The following is a 15270-nucleotide window of genomic DNA, read 5'->3' on the forward strand; positions in this document are numbered from 1 at the left end:
TCAGCGCTCGGTGTCTGCGCGAGCCACCGGCGCCTTGGCCGGTCATCTCACCGACGAGGGAACGGCACCTTCGACGCTCCGGCACGTCCTCCGGGTCGCCGGGACCGACGGGCTCCATGCGGCAGCCGCATTGCCGCTGGGCACCGACCGCGATCCGGTGCTGCGCGCCCTGTCGGAGTCCTACCTGGACGGTCTGCGCGTCTGCCTCGTCGTCAGTGCCTCCTTGCTGTTGCTGGCCGCGCTCACCGCGATCGTGCTGCTACGCACACCCCCGCGCCGCGCCACCACCGTCGTCGCGGGTGATCGTCGTACGGCGCGGGCTGCACCGTCGCGCGGATGCGGGGGAAGCGGGGAACCCCAGGTCGGCGCCGGTCGGCGCCGGTCGGGTGCCCGGACGTGGGTGCTCGCCCCAGACGACGTACACCTCGCTCGCCCGGGTCGCGTAGTCGCCGTCGACCCGGGCGAGCGACAACAGCCCCGCGTATTCGGACGCGCCCCCTCCGGCAGCCACGGCGCGGCGCCGGGTTTCCATGACTGCCCGGAACTGGATCGATCTGGTCACGTAGGCTGTCCCTCAGCACTTAATCGTTCTAGAGCCTTGACACCGCTTGGTGACACTGCTCGTGGGCGGTGTGCGCAGTCCGACGGAGAGGGAGTGTGCCGGCATGGGCCGTTCAGGCCGGGTGACGTTGAACGACGTGGCCAAGGCGTCTGGCGTGTCGCGGGCCACGGTGAGCTTCGTCCTGAACGACGACCCGCGGCAGACCATCTCCGAGGCGACCCGGGAGCGGGTCCTGGAGGCCGCCCACGAACTGGGATACGTCGTGCACGGGATCGCCCGCGCGCTGCGCGAGGGAGCTTCGCGCATCGTCGTGCTCCACGTCGACCGCGGACTGGAGGGCAACTTCTCCCACAGCTACGTCCGGGGCCTGGACGAGGAACTGGCCGAACACGACCACGTCCTCCTCGTCCGCCACGGACACGCGGCACCCGAGGCCACGCAGAAGATCCTCGACGCCATCGCGCCCCGGGCCGTGCTCCGGCTCGGCGAGGTCTACATGCAAGGGCACGAGCCCATCGAGGAGGACTGGGAGAACGGATTCGCCGCCAACGCCGCCCTACAGATCGGCTACCTCGCCGAGCGGGGACACACCCGGATCGCGATGGCGATGCCCGACCATGACTTCCCGCTGACCGAGGCCCGCCTTGGCTTCTCTCAGGAGGCTGCCCGGCGCCTCGGGCTCCCGGCGCTGGAGCGTTTCGTCGTCCCGCGGCCCAGAGAGGCCGGCGCCGCCGCCGTCGAGGCGTTCCTGGCGGCGCACCCGGACGTGACCGCCGTCGCCGCCTTCGACGACGACATCGCGCTGCGCACCCTGACAGCCCTGCGTGACCTCGGGCGGCGCGTGCCGGAGGATGTCGCCGTGATCGGCTTCGATGAGACCGAGCACGGCTCTCTGTCGACGCCCGCCCTCACCACCGTCCACATCGACGCCGAGATCCTCGGACGGATCGCCGCCCGGACCGCCCTCGGCCTGGACCCGGAAGGCCTGGCGCCGGTGCCCGGCCAGGTCGTGGTCCGCGCCTCGGTGTGACTGCCGTGTAGCTGCCGCCGAGCGGCGCGTCGCAATGCCGCCTTCGGTGCTCGACGCCGCCCGGTCCGCCGGGCGTCGGCGGAAAGTCATTGCCTTCAGATCAGTCCCCGCCCGACGGACGCCCATCGACGGGTTGTTGCGTGTCGCGCATCTGCTGCGACCGAACCGGGCCGGGTCACCGGACAAGTCGACGCGGAGCCCATGAGCAGGAGGATCACCTGTGGACATAGGCGAAGTGCAGCGCAGCACTTACGAAACGGTCCTGCGGCTGAAAGACGCTCCCTTCATCGCCGAGCGGCCGGCATGCTTCAGCCCCGCCGCAGCGGCCCAGGAGGAGAGCAACACCATTGGCGCGTTCGGCCACTTCGCGCAGACCCTGTCGCCCCTCGAGTACACCGGCTGGGTCGACGAGAGCGCCGCGCACGTCACCTCCTGCTACCTCGGCGACTGGTCCAGCCTGCACAAGGTCGTGGTCCGGGGACGAGACGCTCGCGCCTTCCTCGCCTGGCTGGGTATGAGGGACCTGGCGCGCTTCGAGTACGGGCAGATCAAGCACCACGTCCGACTCGACCAGAACGGCTGGGTGGCGTCCGGCGGCTTTTCGGCGACCTCGACGAACGGATCGCGGGTGAGGTGGCGGATTTCCTCACCGGCGCTGCGGCGATGGCGCTGAGCGAGTGGCTGGTCAACGGGCACTGGATCCGGACGACTTCGCCGAGCGCGTGCCGCGTATCCAGTCCGTCCTGACCGGCGCATACCGCGACCGGCGCCCTGCCTCTCTGCCCACGGCCGCCCTCAGTGAGAACACCACCTGTGTCCAGCCTGCTCCTTGAGCGGTCGCTGGGTCTGCCGGAGCCGATGACACGGGATTTCCTGATCCAGCGTGGTCTCGAAGTTCCGGTGTGGGACGGCTGAGGGCTGGACCCCCGTTGCCGTGTACGAGGGGATCCCGCGAAGCGGATGGCGGTTCTCTCCCACCGCCCCCGGTGTGGGAGAGAACCAGCGTCGCTCAGAGTGCCGTGAGGGTCCACAGCAGGTTGGTGCTGCTGCCGTAGGCCCATTGCTTGGTGATCGAGCCCGACGTGACGTCGCCGCCGCCGTCCAGGACCAGGCCGGTGGTGCGGTTGGCGATCGAGTAGCGGCCGTCGCCCCGGTGGGTGATGGTCCACTGCTGGTTGGTACCGCCGTTCCAGGCCGCCTGCCGGGCGGCGGTGCCGTCGGCGGTGGCGCCCCAGCCGTCGGCGACCATGCCGTTGGTGCGGTTGACCAGCTTGTAGTAGCCGCCGCCGACCTCCACCGCCTGCCACTGGAGGTTGGAACTGCCGTCCCACGTCCACTGCTTCAGGTTGGATCCCGATGCGACGTTGCCGCCGCTGTCCAGGGCCAGCCCGTCGGTGACGTTGGTGATCCGGAAGTACGTCGACGGGTTGAACTGCACCTTCAGCGAGGTGACCGCGTCGTTGTTGCCGGTCACCCGCAGGTCGGGGTTGTCGGCGGTGAAGGTCCAGGAGGTGCCGGTGAAGTTGTCCCCGGAGTAGCCGATCACCTGGTGGCCGGGGGCCAGACGGAGGGAGGAGAGGCTGTCCGTACCCAGTCCCGCCGCCGTCAGGTCGTCCGCGGTGTAGTCGCCGAGGGCGAGCACGCCGGCTCTGCCGGAGTAGTTGACGTCGGTGAAGCCGACGGCACCGGACAGCGGCCGCAGGCCCGGAATGGTGCCGGAGAAGGCGAGCTTCAGGACGTAGGCGCCCGCGGTGTAGGGCGCCGAGGACGGCAGGGTGACGGTCAGTCCGGAGGCGCTCTGGGTGGGAGTGGGCAGGTCGATGTAGGTGCCGGCTGTGGAGCCGAGGAGCTTGACCGAGGTCAGTGACGAGAGGTTGATCCGGTCCGAGTTCAGGGTCTTGATCGTCAGTGAACTGCCGGGCCAGCCGAGGACGGTGGCGTACAGGACGGTGTTCGCCTTGCTGCGGGTGAAGCGGATGTCCTGCGCGGTACCGGCCGTCGGCGTGGTGAACGCGCCGCCGCCCATCTTCGTCGGCCCTTCGCCGTACGTGGTCCACGCGCGGGTCGAGTACATCGACTCACCGAAGCGTTTCAGGTGGTCGCCGATGCCGAGCAGGATGTTCTTCTGCGTCTGCGGGATGGTGCCGTCGGCCATCGGCGCGATGTTCAGCAGCATGTTGCCGTTCTTGCTGACCCGGTCGATGAACGAGTGCAGCATCTGCTGGATGCTGTAGTAGCCGATGCCCTGGGTGTAGCACCAACTGCTGCTGGAGATGCTGTCGTCGGTCAGCCAGTACGGGGTGGTGAGGTCGGCCGGGCCGCCCCGCTCGTAGTCGAAGACCTCGCCCTTGCCGTTCATGCCGTCCTTGTAGGTGGCGACGACCTCGCGGCCCCAGCTGCTGGCCTGGTTGTAGTAGTACGCCAGGAAGTTCAGCCGCTGCGTCTCGTCGACGGCGTCCAGCTTGAAGTCCTGCCACAGGATGTCGGGTTGGGCGCGGTCGATGACCTCCTTGAGCTTGTCGTACCAGAGCTGGTTCTCCGCCGTCGAGCCCAGCTGCCCGTAGAGCTTCTTGAGGCTGGGGTCGGTCTGGGCGGGGACGTACTGGTAGAAGCCGTTGTAGTGGTACGCGTGGTGCATGGCCACCAGCAGCTTGAGGTTCTTGGCGCGGATGGCCGTGGTGAACAGCTGTAGCAGGTTCAGCCCCGGGCCCTTGTCGACCGAGTTCCACTCGTTGACCTGGCTGTCCCACATGGAGAAGCCGTCGTGGTGCTCGGCCACGGGTCCGGCGAACTTCGCGCCGGCGTCGACGAACAGCTGCGCCCATTCGTCGGGGTCGAAGTTGCCGCCCGCCGACTTCAGTTTCGGGGCGAACTTGACGGTGTTGCCCGCAAGGTCCTGAGCCCCGTTGATGAAGTTGTGGTACGGCCATGCCGAGGGCTGGCCGTAGGTCGTGATGTGGTGCTTGTTGGCGTTGCTGCCGCTCGCGTACATGTTGCGCGGGTACCACTCGTTGTCGTACGCGGGGACGCTGAAGGCACCCCAGTGGAAGTAGATGCCGAACTTGGCGTCCTGGAACCACTCCGGGGCCGGCGGGTGCTGGTCGACCGAGTTCCAGTCGGGTGTGTAGGTACTCGGAGCCGCCTGCGCGAGGCCGGCACCGAAGCCGCCGCCCGCCACGGCGGCCGCTGCGACGCAGGTGGCGCCGGCCAGGAACTGGCGTCTGTTGATCGAACTCGACATGGGACATCCCTGGTACGGAGGAGAGACAGGGGCCGGCGCAGCACTCAGGGGGTCTGGGGCGCCGGGTGTTACGGACGAAGTTCGACCATGTGGCACCGGTGTGTCAACGGTAGTGCAGGGATGAAAAGCGGTAGTCGGCAAGAGGATTCACCACGTCTGTTACGGCTTCGACCGATTGCTCCCCTTCGAAACATGGCATGTCTCGCCGACCATGCGCGGCCGGATCCCGTCACGGACCGGCCATGATTGATGGGATGCATTTGCTGTGACCCCGAAATTACAGATCGTTGGCAAGGCGTCTAACTGGGGTTATGTGGCGATGTGGTCGGGAGGCTGGACAGGGCTCGACTAAGCATCTATATATACATCCCATCTCTCCGAGGCGATGACAGACAGTTGCCGCCTACGTGAAACATCTCCCGCTACGGGACCAGCGTGAGGACCTACCGATGAGAGTCAGAACCACCCTCTGTTCCGCCGCTGCCACGCTCGCCGCACTGGCTCTGCTCACCGCCTGCGGCGGATCCGGCGGCGCCACCGCGTCGAGCGACGGCGCGGCCCTGGTCGGCGTGGACTACCCCCGTTCCGACACCGACTTCTGGAACTCGTACATCAAGTACACGCCGGAGTACGCCAAGGAGCTCGGTCTCTCGCTCAAGACCACGAACTCGCAGAACGACGTCGCCAAGTTGACCGCCAACGCGCAGACGTTCATCAGCCAGGGCGTGAAGGGCCTCGCCATGGCCCCGCAGGACACCGCCGCCATCGCGCCCACCCTGGCGCAGTTGGAGGCGAAGAAGATCCCGGTCGTCACCGTCGACACCCGCCCCGACAGCGGCAAGGTCTACATGGTCGTGCGCGCCGACAACCGCGCGTACGGCGAGAAGGCGTGCCAGTACCTCGGCACCAAGCTCGGCGGCAAGGGCAAGGTCGTCATGCTCCAGGGTGGCCTCGACTCCATCAACGGCCGTGACCGCACCGAGGCGTTCAACGAGTGCATGAAGAAGAACTACCCGGACATCACGGTGTTCGGTGAGGCCACCAACTGGGACGGCGCGGTCGCCGCGCAGAAGCTCCAGACGCGGCTGACCCAGCACCCGGACATCAAGGGCGTCTACATGCAGTCCAGCTTCGCCCTGTCCGGCACGCTCCAGGTCCTGAAGCAGAAGGGTCTGCTGGTGGACCCGAAGGACAACAAGCACGTGTTCGTGGTCTCCAACGACGGCATCCCCGAGGAACTCAAGGACATCGCCGCGGGCAAGGTCGACGCCACCGTCTCCCAGCCGGCCGACCTCTACGCCAAGTACGCCCTGTACTACCTGAAGGCCGCGATCGACGGGAAGAGCTTCAAGCCCGGCAAGACCGACCACGACAGCACCATCATCCAGGTCCGCGACGGCCTGCTGGAGGACCAGTTGTCCGCCCCGCTGGTCACCGCCGACGGCGGCACCTACGGCGGAGTGCCGAGCGTGAAGAGCGACGACACGTCCCTGTGGGGCAACAACCTCAACTGATGCCCTGCCAGGTATTTCAAGACACTCGCATACAAGGCGGTTGAGATGAGCGACGGGGAGCCAACAGTCAGCCCCGCGCCCGCCCCGGCGGACGACGGACGGGCCCCTGTCGGCCCGCCCGTCGTCGAGGCGACGGGCATTGTGAAACGATTCGGTCCGACGGTGGCCCTGAACGGAGTCCGGATCACCATCAGGCCCGGCGAGACCCACGCGCTCGTCGGCCGCAACGGAGCGGGCAAGTCGACTCTGGTGTCCGTCCTCACCGGACTTCAGGCCCCGGACGAGGGAACGGTCACCTTCGGCGGCGCCCCGGCCCCCCGGATCACGGACCGCGACGCCTGGCGCCGCAACGTGGCCTGCGTCTACCAGAAGTCGACGATCATCCCCACCCTGACCGTGGCCGAGAACCTCTTCCTGAACCGGCACGGCCGCGGCCGCAGCAGGCTGATCAGCTGGCAGGGCGTACGCCGACAAGCCGCAGACCTGCTGTCCACCTGGTCCGTGGACGTCGACCCGCAGACCCCGGCGGGTGAACTCGGCGTCGAACAGCGGCAGTTCGTCGAGATCGCCCGCGCGCTGTCCTTCGGGGCGCGGTTCATCATCCTCGACGAACCCACCGCCCAGCTCGACGGCGCGGCGATCAACCGGCTCTTCGACCGGATCCGCGATCTGCAACGCCAGGGCGTGACCTTCCTGTTCATCAGCCACCATCTCCAAGAGGTCTACGAGATCTGCGACATGGTGACGGTGTTCCGGGACGCCCGGCACATCCTGACCGCGCCCGTCACCGAGCTGCCCCGGACCGAACTCGTCGGCGCCATGACCGGCGAGACGGCGGCCGGTCTGCGCCAGGAACGGACGAGTTCCCTGGACGCCGACGCGACGCCGGCACTGAGCGTCAGTGACCTGCGCGGCGACGCCTACGACGGCGTCACCTTCGAGGTGGGCGCCGGGGAGATCGTCGGACTCGCGGGGGCGGCCGGCAGCGGTCGTACCGAGGTCGCCGAGACCGTCGTAGGACTGCGGGCCGCCGACGGGGGACAGGTCGCGGTCGCCGGGCGGCGGCCCCGCCCGGGCAGCGTGCCGGCCGCCCTGGCCGCCGGCGCCGGCTTCGTCCCCCAGGACCGGCACCACCAGGGCTTCGTGCCCGACATGTCGATCGCGGACAACGCGACCCTGTCCGTGCCCCACCGGCTCGGGCAGAACGGGTTCCTCAGCAGGCGGAGCCGGGACCGGCTCGCCGAGGGCATGATCGAGAACCTGGCGATCAAGACACCCGGCCCCGAACTGCCCGTCTCCGCGCTGTCCGGGGGCAACCAGCAGAAGGTCGTCATGGCCCGCGCCCTCGCCGACGATCCGAAGCTGCTGGTGCTGATCAACCCGACCGCGGGCGTGGACGTGCGCTCCAAGGAGTTCCTCCTCGGCAAGGTCGAGGAGACCGCGGACGCCGGCACCGGGGTGCTCATCGCCTCCGACGAGCTCGACGACCTGCGCATGTGTGACCGGGTCCTGGTGATGTTCCAGGGCCGAGTGACCTCAGAGATCGCCCGCGGCTGGCACGACCACGACCTCGTGGCCGCGATGGAAGGAGTGGACCTTCATGCCTGAGACCGTCCTCGCGGACACCTCCGCCCCCGAGGCCAAGGAGCCCGAGGCCAGGCGGACCGCGCTGTTCGGCGGCCGGATACCGTTGGCCCGGCTGCGCGACCTCGCCCTCGTCCCCGCGATCGTCGTCATCGCGATCGTCGGGCAGATCGTCAACCCCGTCTTCCTCCAGGCCGACAACCTCATCAACGTCCTCCAGACGATGTCCGAGATCGCCCTGCTGGTCCTCGCCCAGGCCATGGTCCTGATCGTCAAGAAGATGGACCTGTCGCTCGAGTCCACCATGGGCCTCGCGCCCGGCGTCGCGGCCTGGCTCGTCGTACCCACCGGTGCCGGACACGGCCTCGGGCTCCTCCCCGGCGCCTGGGCGATCCCGGTCACCCTGGCCGTGGGCGCGCTGGTCGGCGTCATCAACGCTCTGCTGATCATCCGCTTCGGCCTCAACGGCTTCATCGTCACCCTCGGCATGCTGATCGTCCTGCGCGGTGTCCTGACCGGCATCTCCGGCGGCCAGACCTTCTTCCAGCTGCCGGAGTCGATGCTCTACCTGGGCACGGCCGAATGGTTCGGGATGCCCGCCTCCATCTGGCTCTGCCTCACCCTGTTCGCCGTGGCCATCGTCGTACTCGGCTGGACCAGCTTCGGCCGCTCGCTGTACGCCATCGGCGGCAACGTCGACGCCGCGAAAGCGGCCGGCATCCGCACCGACCGGGTGCTGTGGATCGTCATCGTCACCGGCAGCGTGCTCGCCGCCCTCGCCGGACTGCTGCTGTCCGGGCGGCTGGCCTCGGTCGCCTCCGCGCAGGGCAACGGCTACATCTTCACCGTCTTCGCCGCCGCCGTCATCGGCGGGATCAGCCTCAACGGCGGCAAGGGCACCATGTTCGGCGCCTTCAGCGGCATCCTGCTGCTCTTCATGATCCAGAACGTGCTCACCCTGGCGGGTGTCCCCGCCCAGTGGATCGGCGCCCTCAACGGCCTGATCATCCTCGTCGCACTGATGATCTCGCGCATCACGGGCGGCAAGGTCCAGGAGTGACCTCCGTGCGGCCGGCGCGGATCCACGCGTGACGTGACCACACGGCCGCCGGACCTCCTCCGTCGTTCCCCACCTCGTCGCAGGGGCCGTTCGCCCCTGTCCTCCCAGGAGCTGCCATGTCCACCGTTGTGTCCCCTCCGTCGGCGTCCGCCCGTATCACCGCCCTGGACGTCCTCGACGTACGATTCCCCACGTCCGAGCACCTGGACGGTTCGGACGCAATGAACCCCGAGCCCGACTACTCGGCCGCCTACGTCGTCCTGCGCACCGACGCGGGCGACGGTCTTGAGGGCCATGCCCTGGCCTTCACCACCGGCCGTGGCAACGACGTGCAGGCCGCCGCCATCGCGGCCCTCGCCACGTTCGTGGTGGGCCGCACGGTCGACGAGGTCTGCGGTGACCTCGGCGCGTTCTCCCGCTCCCTGGTCCACGACCCCCAACTGCGCTGGCTGGGACCGGAGAAGGGCGCCATCCACATGGCGACCGGCGCGGTCGTCAACGCCGCCTGGGACCTGGCCGCCAAGCGGGCCGGCAAGCCCGTCTGGCGCTTCCTCGGCGAGATGTCGCCCGAGAACCTGGTCGCCCAGGTCGACTTCCGCTGGCTGTCCGACGCCCTCACCCCCCAGGAGGCCCTGGAGATCCTCAAGCGCGCCGAACCCGGCCGCGAGGAGCGCATGGCCCGTCTGCTGGAGCGCGGCTATCCCGCCTACACCACCACCCCCGGCTGGCTCGGCTACTCCGACGAGAAGCTCGCCCGCCTCGCCCGCGAGGCCGTGACGGACGGCTTCACCCAGATCAAGCTGAAGGTCGGCGCGGACCTTCAGGACGACGTACGGCGCATGCGCACGGCCCGCGAGACCGTCGGACCGGACATCCGCATCGCGGTGGACGCCAACCAGAGATGGGACGTCCAGCCCGCCATCGACTGGATGCGTGCCCTGGCCCCCTACGACCCGTACTGGATCGAGGAGCCCACCTCACCCGACGACATCCTTGGCCACGCCGCCGTCCGCAAGGCCGTCAGCCCCATCAAAGTCGCCACCGGCGAACACATCGCCAACCGGGTCGTGTTCAAGCAGCTGTTGCAGGCCGGGGCGGTGGACATCGTGCAGATCGACTCCGCGCGGGTCGGCGGCGTGGGCGAGAACATCGCGATCCTGCTGCTCGCCGCCAAGTACGGCGTCCCGGTCTGCCCGCACGCCGGCGGCGTCGGCCTGTGCGAGATGGTCCAGCACCTGTCGATGTTCGACTACGTCGCCGTCTCCGCCACCACCGAGGACCGGGTCATCGAGTACGTCGACCACCTGCACGAGCACTTCGTCGACCCGGTGCGCCTCGCCGGCGGCCACTACCTCGCACCGACCCTGCCCGGACTGAGCGCCCAGATGCACCCCGAGTCCCTCAAGGAGTACACCTACCCCGACGGCCCCGTCTGGTCCGCCCGTGTCTGACGTGCTCCCCCTGGTCGACTCGCACCACCACGTGTGGAACCTCGACCACCGCCCCCAGCCCTGGCTGGACGAGCCGGGTCACGAGTCGATTCGCCGGACCTACGGCGTCGACGACCTGCGACGGGACGCGACCCGGCCGCTCGCCGGACGGCGGTTGACGTCCGCCGTGCTCGTCCAGTGCGTGACCTCCGTCTCCGAGACTCAGGAACTGCTGGTCCTCGCGGGCCAGGACCCACTGATCGGCGCCGTCGTCGGCTGGGCGGACCTCACCTCGCCCGCGATCGGTGACGTACTCGACACCCTGCTCGCCGGGCCCGGCGGCGGACACCTGCGGGCCCTGCGGCACATCGTGCAGGGCGAGTCCGACCCGGCGTGGCTGCAACATCCGGCCGTCGAGCGGGGGTTGCGGGCCCTGCGGGACAGAGGTCTCGGCTACGACGTACTCATCCGCGACCACCAGTTTCCCCAGGCGATCCGCCTCGCCCAGCGCTTCCCGGACCTGCCCCTGGTCCTGGACCACGCGGGCAAGCCTCCTGTCGGCCGCCACGGTCTGTCCGGCTGGGAGCGGAAGATCCGCGTTCTGGCCGGCAACCCCCACGTGCGGTGCAAGGTGTCTGGGCTGATCACGGAAGCCGACCACCATAGATGGACGATCGACGACATCCGCCCGGTGTGGGACGTCCTGCTCCCCGCCTTCGGCGCCGACCGGCTGATGTTCGGCTCGGACTGGCCGGTCTGCGTACTCGCGGGCGGCTGGAACCGGTGGGCCGCCACCGTCGAGGAGCTCCTGGCCGGCTGCTCCGTCGCCGAGACCGACGCGATCCTCGCCGGCACCGCCACCGATTTCTACCGTCTGAAGGAGGAGACGTCATGCTCCTGACCCGCCTGCTGCACCCCGGCATCCTCGAAGCGCTGGCCGGAGCCGGCCACGGGGCCCGGGTGCTGCTCGCCGACGGCCACTACCCCGCGAGCACCGCCACCGGTGCACGCGCCCGGACCGTCCACCTCAACCTGGCCCCCGGACTGCTCGACGTCACCACCGTGCTCGACGTCCTGCTGAGCGCCCTGCCCGTCGAGTCGGCCCAGGTGATGGTGCCCCCCGAGGGCGAACCGGAGCCGCCCGCCATCGCCGAGTACCGCTCGATGCTGGCGCCCGCCCCGCTCGGCACCCTCGGACGCTTCGAGTTCTACGACGCCGCCCGTTCCCCCGACCTGGCGCTGGCGATCGTCACCGCCGACACCCGTACCTACGCCAACCTGCTGCTGACCATCGGCGTCCGCGCTGAAGGGACCCTGACATGACGCTTGCCGTGCGCTACATCGCCGCGCGCTCCCTTGACACCGCCACCTCCGAGAACCCGCCTCCCGGGCCCGGCGAGGTCGAACTGGCCCCCGCCTACGTCGGCATCTGCGGCACCGACCTGCACATCTTCCACGGTGACATGGACGCCCGGGTCGCCGCGCCCGCCGTGCTCGGGCACGAGATGTCCGGCCGTGTCGTCCGGGTGGGACCGGACGTGACGGGCTGGGCACCCGGTGACGCGGTCACCGTCATGCCGCTGCGCTGGGACGGCACCTGCCCGGCCTGCCAGGCGGGCCATCAACACATCTGCCAGCACCTGGACTTCATCGGCATCGACTCCCCGGGCGCGATGCAGCAGCGCTGGACCGTGCCCGCCTCGACACTCATCCGGCTGCCCGACACCCTTCCCCTCGACCGGGCAGCGCTCGTCGAGCCGACCGCGGTCGCCGTGCACGACGTGGGCCGGGCCGGGATCCGCGAGGGCGAGAAGGTCGTCGTGGTCGGCGGCGGCCCGGTCGGCATCCTGATCGCGCTGGTCGCCCGGGCCGCGGGCGCCGACGTCCGCGTCGCGGAACTCAGCGCCCACCGCCGTCTGCTCGCCGAGGAGTTGGGCCTCACCGCCTGGAATCCCGCCGCGGACGACGTGACCAAGCTGGTCGGCGAGTGGACCGGGGACGCGGGCGCCGACGTCGCCTTCGAGGTGTCCGGCGCGGCCGGTGGGGTGGAAACGGCGGTCGAGGTGCTGGGCGTACGCGGCCGGCTGTGTCTCGTGGCCATCCACCCGCGGCCCCGCGAGATCAACCTGCACCGCTTCTTCTGGCGCGAACTCACCCTCGTCGGAGCCCGGTTGTACGACCGCTCCGACTTCGAGAACGCCGTCGCCCTGGTCGCCGACGGCACGATCCCGGCCGAGCGGCTGATCAGCAAGGTCGTACCCCTCACGCAGGCGCCGGCCGCCTTCGAGGCCCTGGAGGGCGGCGGCGACGTGATGAAGATCCTCGTGGACTGCACCGACGACGCTCAGGGAGCGGCCGTATGAACGCCTTCGACCTCACCGGAAAGCTCGCCGTCGTCACCGGAGCCCGGCGCGGCATCGGCCGCGCCATGGCCCGCGCGCTCGCCGAGGCCGGCGCGGACGTCATCGGCGTCAGCGCCGGCCTGGAGGCGTCCGGCAGCGCGGTGGAGAAGGACGTCGTCGCCGCGGGCCGTACCTTCGAGGCGATCCGCACCGACTTCGCCGACCCCGAGGCCGTACGGGCCCTGGGCGCGGACCTCGCCGGACGCGAGCGGCCGGTGGACATCCTGGTCAACAACGCGGGCACCATCCGCCGCGCCCCGGCCGCCGAACACCCGGACACCGACTGGGACTTGGTGCTCCAGGTCAACCTCAACGCGCAGTTCGCCCTCTCCCGTGCGGTCGGTGGGGCGATGGTGGCACGCGGCCAGGGGAAGATCATCTTCACGGCGTCACTGCTCAGCTTCCAGGGCGGCATCACCGTCCCCGGCTACACCGCCGCCAAGCACGGTGTCGCCGGCCTGACCAAGGCGCTGGCCAACGAGTGGGCCGCGCGGGGCGTCAACGTCAACGCCATCGCCCCGGGCTACATAGCCACCGACAACACCCAGGCCCTCCAGGACGACCCGGTGCGCAGCAAGGCGATCCTGGACCGCATCCCGGCCGGCCGCTGGGGCAGCGCCGACGATCTGGCAGGCGTCACGGTGTTCCTGGCCTCGGACGCCGCCGCCTACCTCCACGGCGTCATCCTGCCCGTCGACGGCGGATGGCTCGGCCGATGACCGCCGACCTCGCCCCCGTCCTGGCAGGCGCCCGCGTCATGCCGGTACTGACCGTGCCGGACGCCGGCACGGCCGCCTCGCTGGCCGACGCGCTCGCCTCGGGCGGCGCCGGGTGCGCCGAGGTCACCTTCCGCACCCGGGACGCCGAGCAGGTGGTCAAGGCGATGGCTGCGCACGGCGGACTCACGGTCGGCGTCGGCACCGTCCTCACCGCCGAGCAGGCGGAGCGGGCCGTGGCGGCCGGTGCCCGCTTCGTGGTCTCTCCCGGCTTCAGTGAGGAAGTCGTCGAGAAGTGCCGGGAGTTGGACGTGCCGGTGCTGCCGGGCGTCGCCACCGCCACCGAGCTGATGCGTGCCCTGCGGGCAGGCGTGCGCACGGTCAAGCTCTTCCCCGCCGAAGCCCTCGGCGGCCTGCGGACTCTGCGGGCACTGGCGGCGCCGTTCCCGCAGGCGCGCTTCGTGCCGACCGGCGGGATCGGCGCCGGCCTGCTGGCCGGCTATCTCGCCGAGCCGGCGGTCCTCGCCGTCGGCGGCAGCTGGATGGCGACCGCCGCGCACCTGAAACGGGGAGACTACGGGGAAATCCGCCGGCTCACCGCCGAGGCCGTCGAAAGGAGTCTGCCGTGACCGACGTGGTGGCCCTCGGCGAGGTCATGCTGCGGTTCGACCCGGGCGAGGGCCGCATCCGCACTGCCCGCACCTTCCAGGTCTGGGAGGGCGGCGGTGAGTACAACGTCGTCCGCGGTCTCCGCCGCTGCTTCGGGTTGCGCACGGCCGTGGTGACCGCCCTGGCCGACAACGCCGTGGGCCGGCTGGTCGAGGACCTGATCCTCCAGGGCGGAGTCGACACCTCGCTGATCCGCTGGGTGCCCGACGACGACATCGGCCGCACCGCCCGCAACGGCCTCAACTTCGTCGAGCGCGGCTTCGGCATACGCGGCGCGTTCGGTGTCAGCGACCGCGCGCACACGGCCGTCTCCCAGCTGGCCAAGGGTGACATCGACTGGGACGCGGTCTTCGCCGCCGGACCGCGCTGGTTCCACACCGGTGGCATCTTCGCCGGCCTGTCGGACACCACCGTGGACGTCGCGGACGAGGCGATGGCCGCGGCCCGCCGCCACGGCGTCACGGTCTCCTACGACCCGAACTACCGCCCCAGCCTGTGGGCGGGCCGAGGGGGCGCCGACCGGGCCCGCGAGGTCGATCTGCGGCTCGCCCGGCACGCCGACGTGTTGGTGGGTGCCCTGGGCCTGGCCGGCCCGCGCCCGGGTGACGTGCGGGTCCGTCCCGACGAGGTGGCAGACGTACTCGCCGAGGTCGCGCGCCTCGTGCCGACGGCTGCCGTGCTGGCGACCTCCCTGCGCGCAGTCCCCTCGGCGGGCGTCAACGACTGGGCGTCGGCCGCCTGGTCTCCCGGGACCGGCCTGGTCACCGGCCCCCGGATGCCCGGCCTGCACGTCCTGGACCGCATCGGCTCCGGCGACGGCTTCGCCGCCGGTCTCATCCACGCTCTGCTGACCGGTGAGGACGACTGGCCGGGGCCGCCGACCCCCGCCGGCCTGGAGCGGGCCCTCGCCTACGGCACCGCGCACGGCGCCCTCACCATGACCACCCCCGGAGACGTCTCCATGGCCTCGCTCGCGGAGGTCGAGGCGCTCCTGGCCGACGGTTCGGCCGCCGTCAGACGCTGATCCACCCCTGAAAGGCCCGCATCACCCGCCCCCCGTAG

General features: G+C 70.2%; 14 protein-coding genes. 12 read left to right on the plus strand and 2 right to left on the minus strand.

Annotation, left to right across the window (positions count from 1 at the left end; all coding sequences use genetic code 11):
- Positions 1-259: 259 nt before the first annotated feature.
- Complete coding sequence (locus tag OG866_RS43190; protein ID WP_329343404.1) at positions 260-562, minus strand: hypothetical protein; 303 nt, start codon at positions 560-562, stop codon at positions 260-262.
- A 103-nt stretch (positions 563-665) separates the two neighbouring features.
- Here OG866_RS43190 and OG866_RS43195 point away from each other — a divergent pair, with 103 nt between their 5' ends.
- Together OG866_RS43195 and OG866_RS43200 are read left to right on the plus strand one after the other, a co-directional pair.
- On the plus strand, positions 666-1592 hold the full coding sequence (locus OG866_RS43195) for a LacI family DNA-binding transcriptional regulator (protein WP_329343406.1): 927 nt from the start codon (positions 666-668) through the stop codon (positions 1590-1592).
- Between the two features lie 220 nt (positions 1593-1812).
- Positions 1813-2265, plus strand: coding sequence for a hypothetical protein (locus tag OG866_RS43200; protein ID WP_329343408.1), 453 nt, complete (start codon positions 1813-1815; stop codon positions 2263-2265).
- Between the two features lie 336 nt (positions 2266-2601).
- Here the strand turns inward: OG866_RS43200 and OG866_RS43205 are convergent, their stop codons facing one another.
- Entirely contained in the window at positions 2602-4833 is a 2232-nt protein-coding gene (locus OG866_RS43205; RefSeq protein ID WP_329343410.1) for an alpha-L-fucosidase, read from the minus strand.
- A 449-nt stretch (positions 4834-5282) separates the two neighbouring features.
- Here OG866_RS43205 and OG866_RS43210 point away from each other — a divergent pair, with 449 nt between their 5' ends.
- The 10 genes from OG866_RS43210 to OG866_RS43255 all read left to right on the plus strand — a co-directional run bounded on the left by OG866_RS43210 (position 5283) and on the right by OG866_RS43255 (position 15232).
- Positions 5283-6347 carry a sugar ABC transporter substrate-binding protein gene (locus OG866_RS43210; protein ID WP_329343412.1) on the plus strand — a complete coding sequence of 355 codons (1065 nt, stop codon included), beginning with the start codon at positions 5283-5285 and terminating at the stop codon, positions 6345-6347.
- A 45-nt stretch (positions 6348-6392) separates the two neighbouring features.
- Positions 6393-7955 carry a sugar ABC transporter ATP-binding protein gene (locus tag OG866_RS43215; RefSeq protein ID WP_329343414.1) on the plus strand — a complete coding sequence of 521 codons (1563 nt, stop codon included), beginning with the start codon at positions 6393-6395 and terminating at the stop codon, positions 7953-7955.
- On the plus strand, positions 7948-8991 hold the full coding sequence (locus OG866_RS43220) for an ABC transporter permease (RefSeq protein WP_329343416.1): 1044 nt from the start codon (positions 7948-7950) through the stop codon (positions 8989-8991). Before OG866_RS43215 ends, OG866_RS43220 begins: the two co-directional genes overlap by 8 nt.
- Before the next feature lie 116 nt (positions 8992-9107).
- On the plus strand, positions 9108-10442 hold the full coding sequence (locus OG866_RS43225; RefSeq protein ID WP_329343418.1) for an L-fuconate dehydratase: 1335 nt from the start codon (positions 9108-9110) through the stop codon (positions 10440-10442).
- Positions 10435-11322, plus strand: coding sequence for an amidohydrolase family protein (locus OG866_RS43230; protein ID WP_329343420.1), 888 nt, complete (start codon positions 10435-10437; stop codon positions 11320-11322). The genes OG866_RS43225 and OG866_RS43230 overlap by 8 nt, the downstream gene beginning before the upstream one ends.
- Positions 11313-11744, plus strand: coding sequence for an RbsD/FucU domain-containing protein (locus tag OG866_RS43235; RefSeq protein WP_329343422.1), 432 nt, complete (start codon positions 11313-11315; stop codon positions 11742-11744). The genes OG866_RS43230 and OG866_RS43235 overlap by 10 nt, the downstream gene beginning before the upstream one ends.
- Positions 11741-12784 (plus strand): zinc-dependent alcohol dehydrogenase, encoded by a 1044-nt coding sequence (locus tag OG866_RS43240; RefSeq protein WP_329343424.1) that lies wholly within the window; start codon positions 11741-11743, stop codon positions 12782-12784. Before OG866_RS43235 ends, OG866_RS43240 begins: the two co-directional genes overlap by 4 nt.
- Positions 12781-13542 (plus strand): SDR family oxidoreductase, encoded by a 762-nt coding sequence (locus OG866_RS43245; protein WP_329343426.1) that lies wholly within the window; start codon positions 12781-12783, stop codon positions 13540-13542. Before OG866_RS43240 ends, OG866_RS43245 begins: the two co-directional genes overlap by 4 nt.
- On the plus strand, positions 13539-14168 hold the full coding sequence (locus OG866_RS43250) for a bifunctional 4-hydroxy-2-oxoglutarate aldolase/2-dehydro-3-deoxy-phosphogluconate aldolase (RefSeq protein ID WP_329343428.1): 630 nt from the start codon (positions 13539-13541) through the stop codon (positions 14166-14168). Before OG866_RS43245 ends, OG866_RS43250 begins: the two co-directional genes overlap by 4 nt.
- Positions 14165-15232, plus strand: coding sequence for a sugar kinase (locus OG866_RS43255; protein WP_329343430.1), 1068 nt, complete (start codon positions 14165-14167; stop codon positions 15230-15232). The genes OG866_RS43250 and OG866_RS43255 overlap by 4 nt, the downstream gene beginning before the upstream one ends.
- The last annotated feature ends 38 nt before the right edge of the window (positions 15233-15270 follow it).

Source organism: Streptomyces sp. NBC_00663 (assembly GCF_036226885.1).
Taxonomy (GTDB): Bacteria; Actinomycetota; Actinomycetes; order Streptomycetales; family Streptomycetaceae; genus Streptomyces.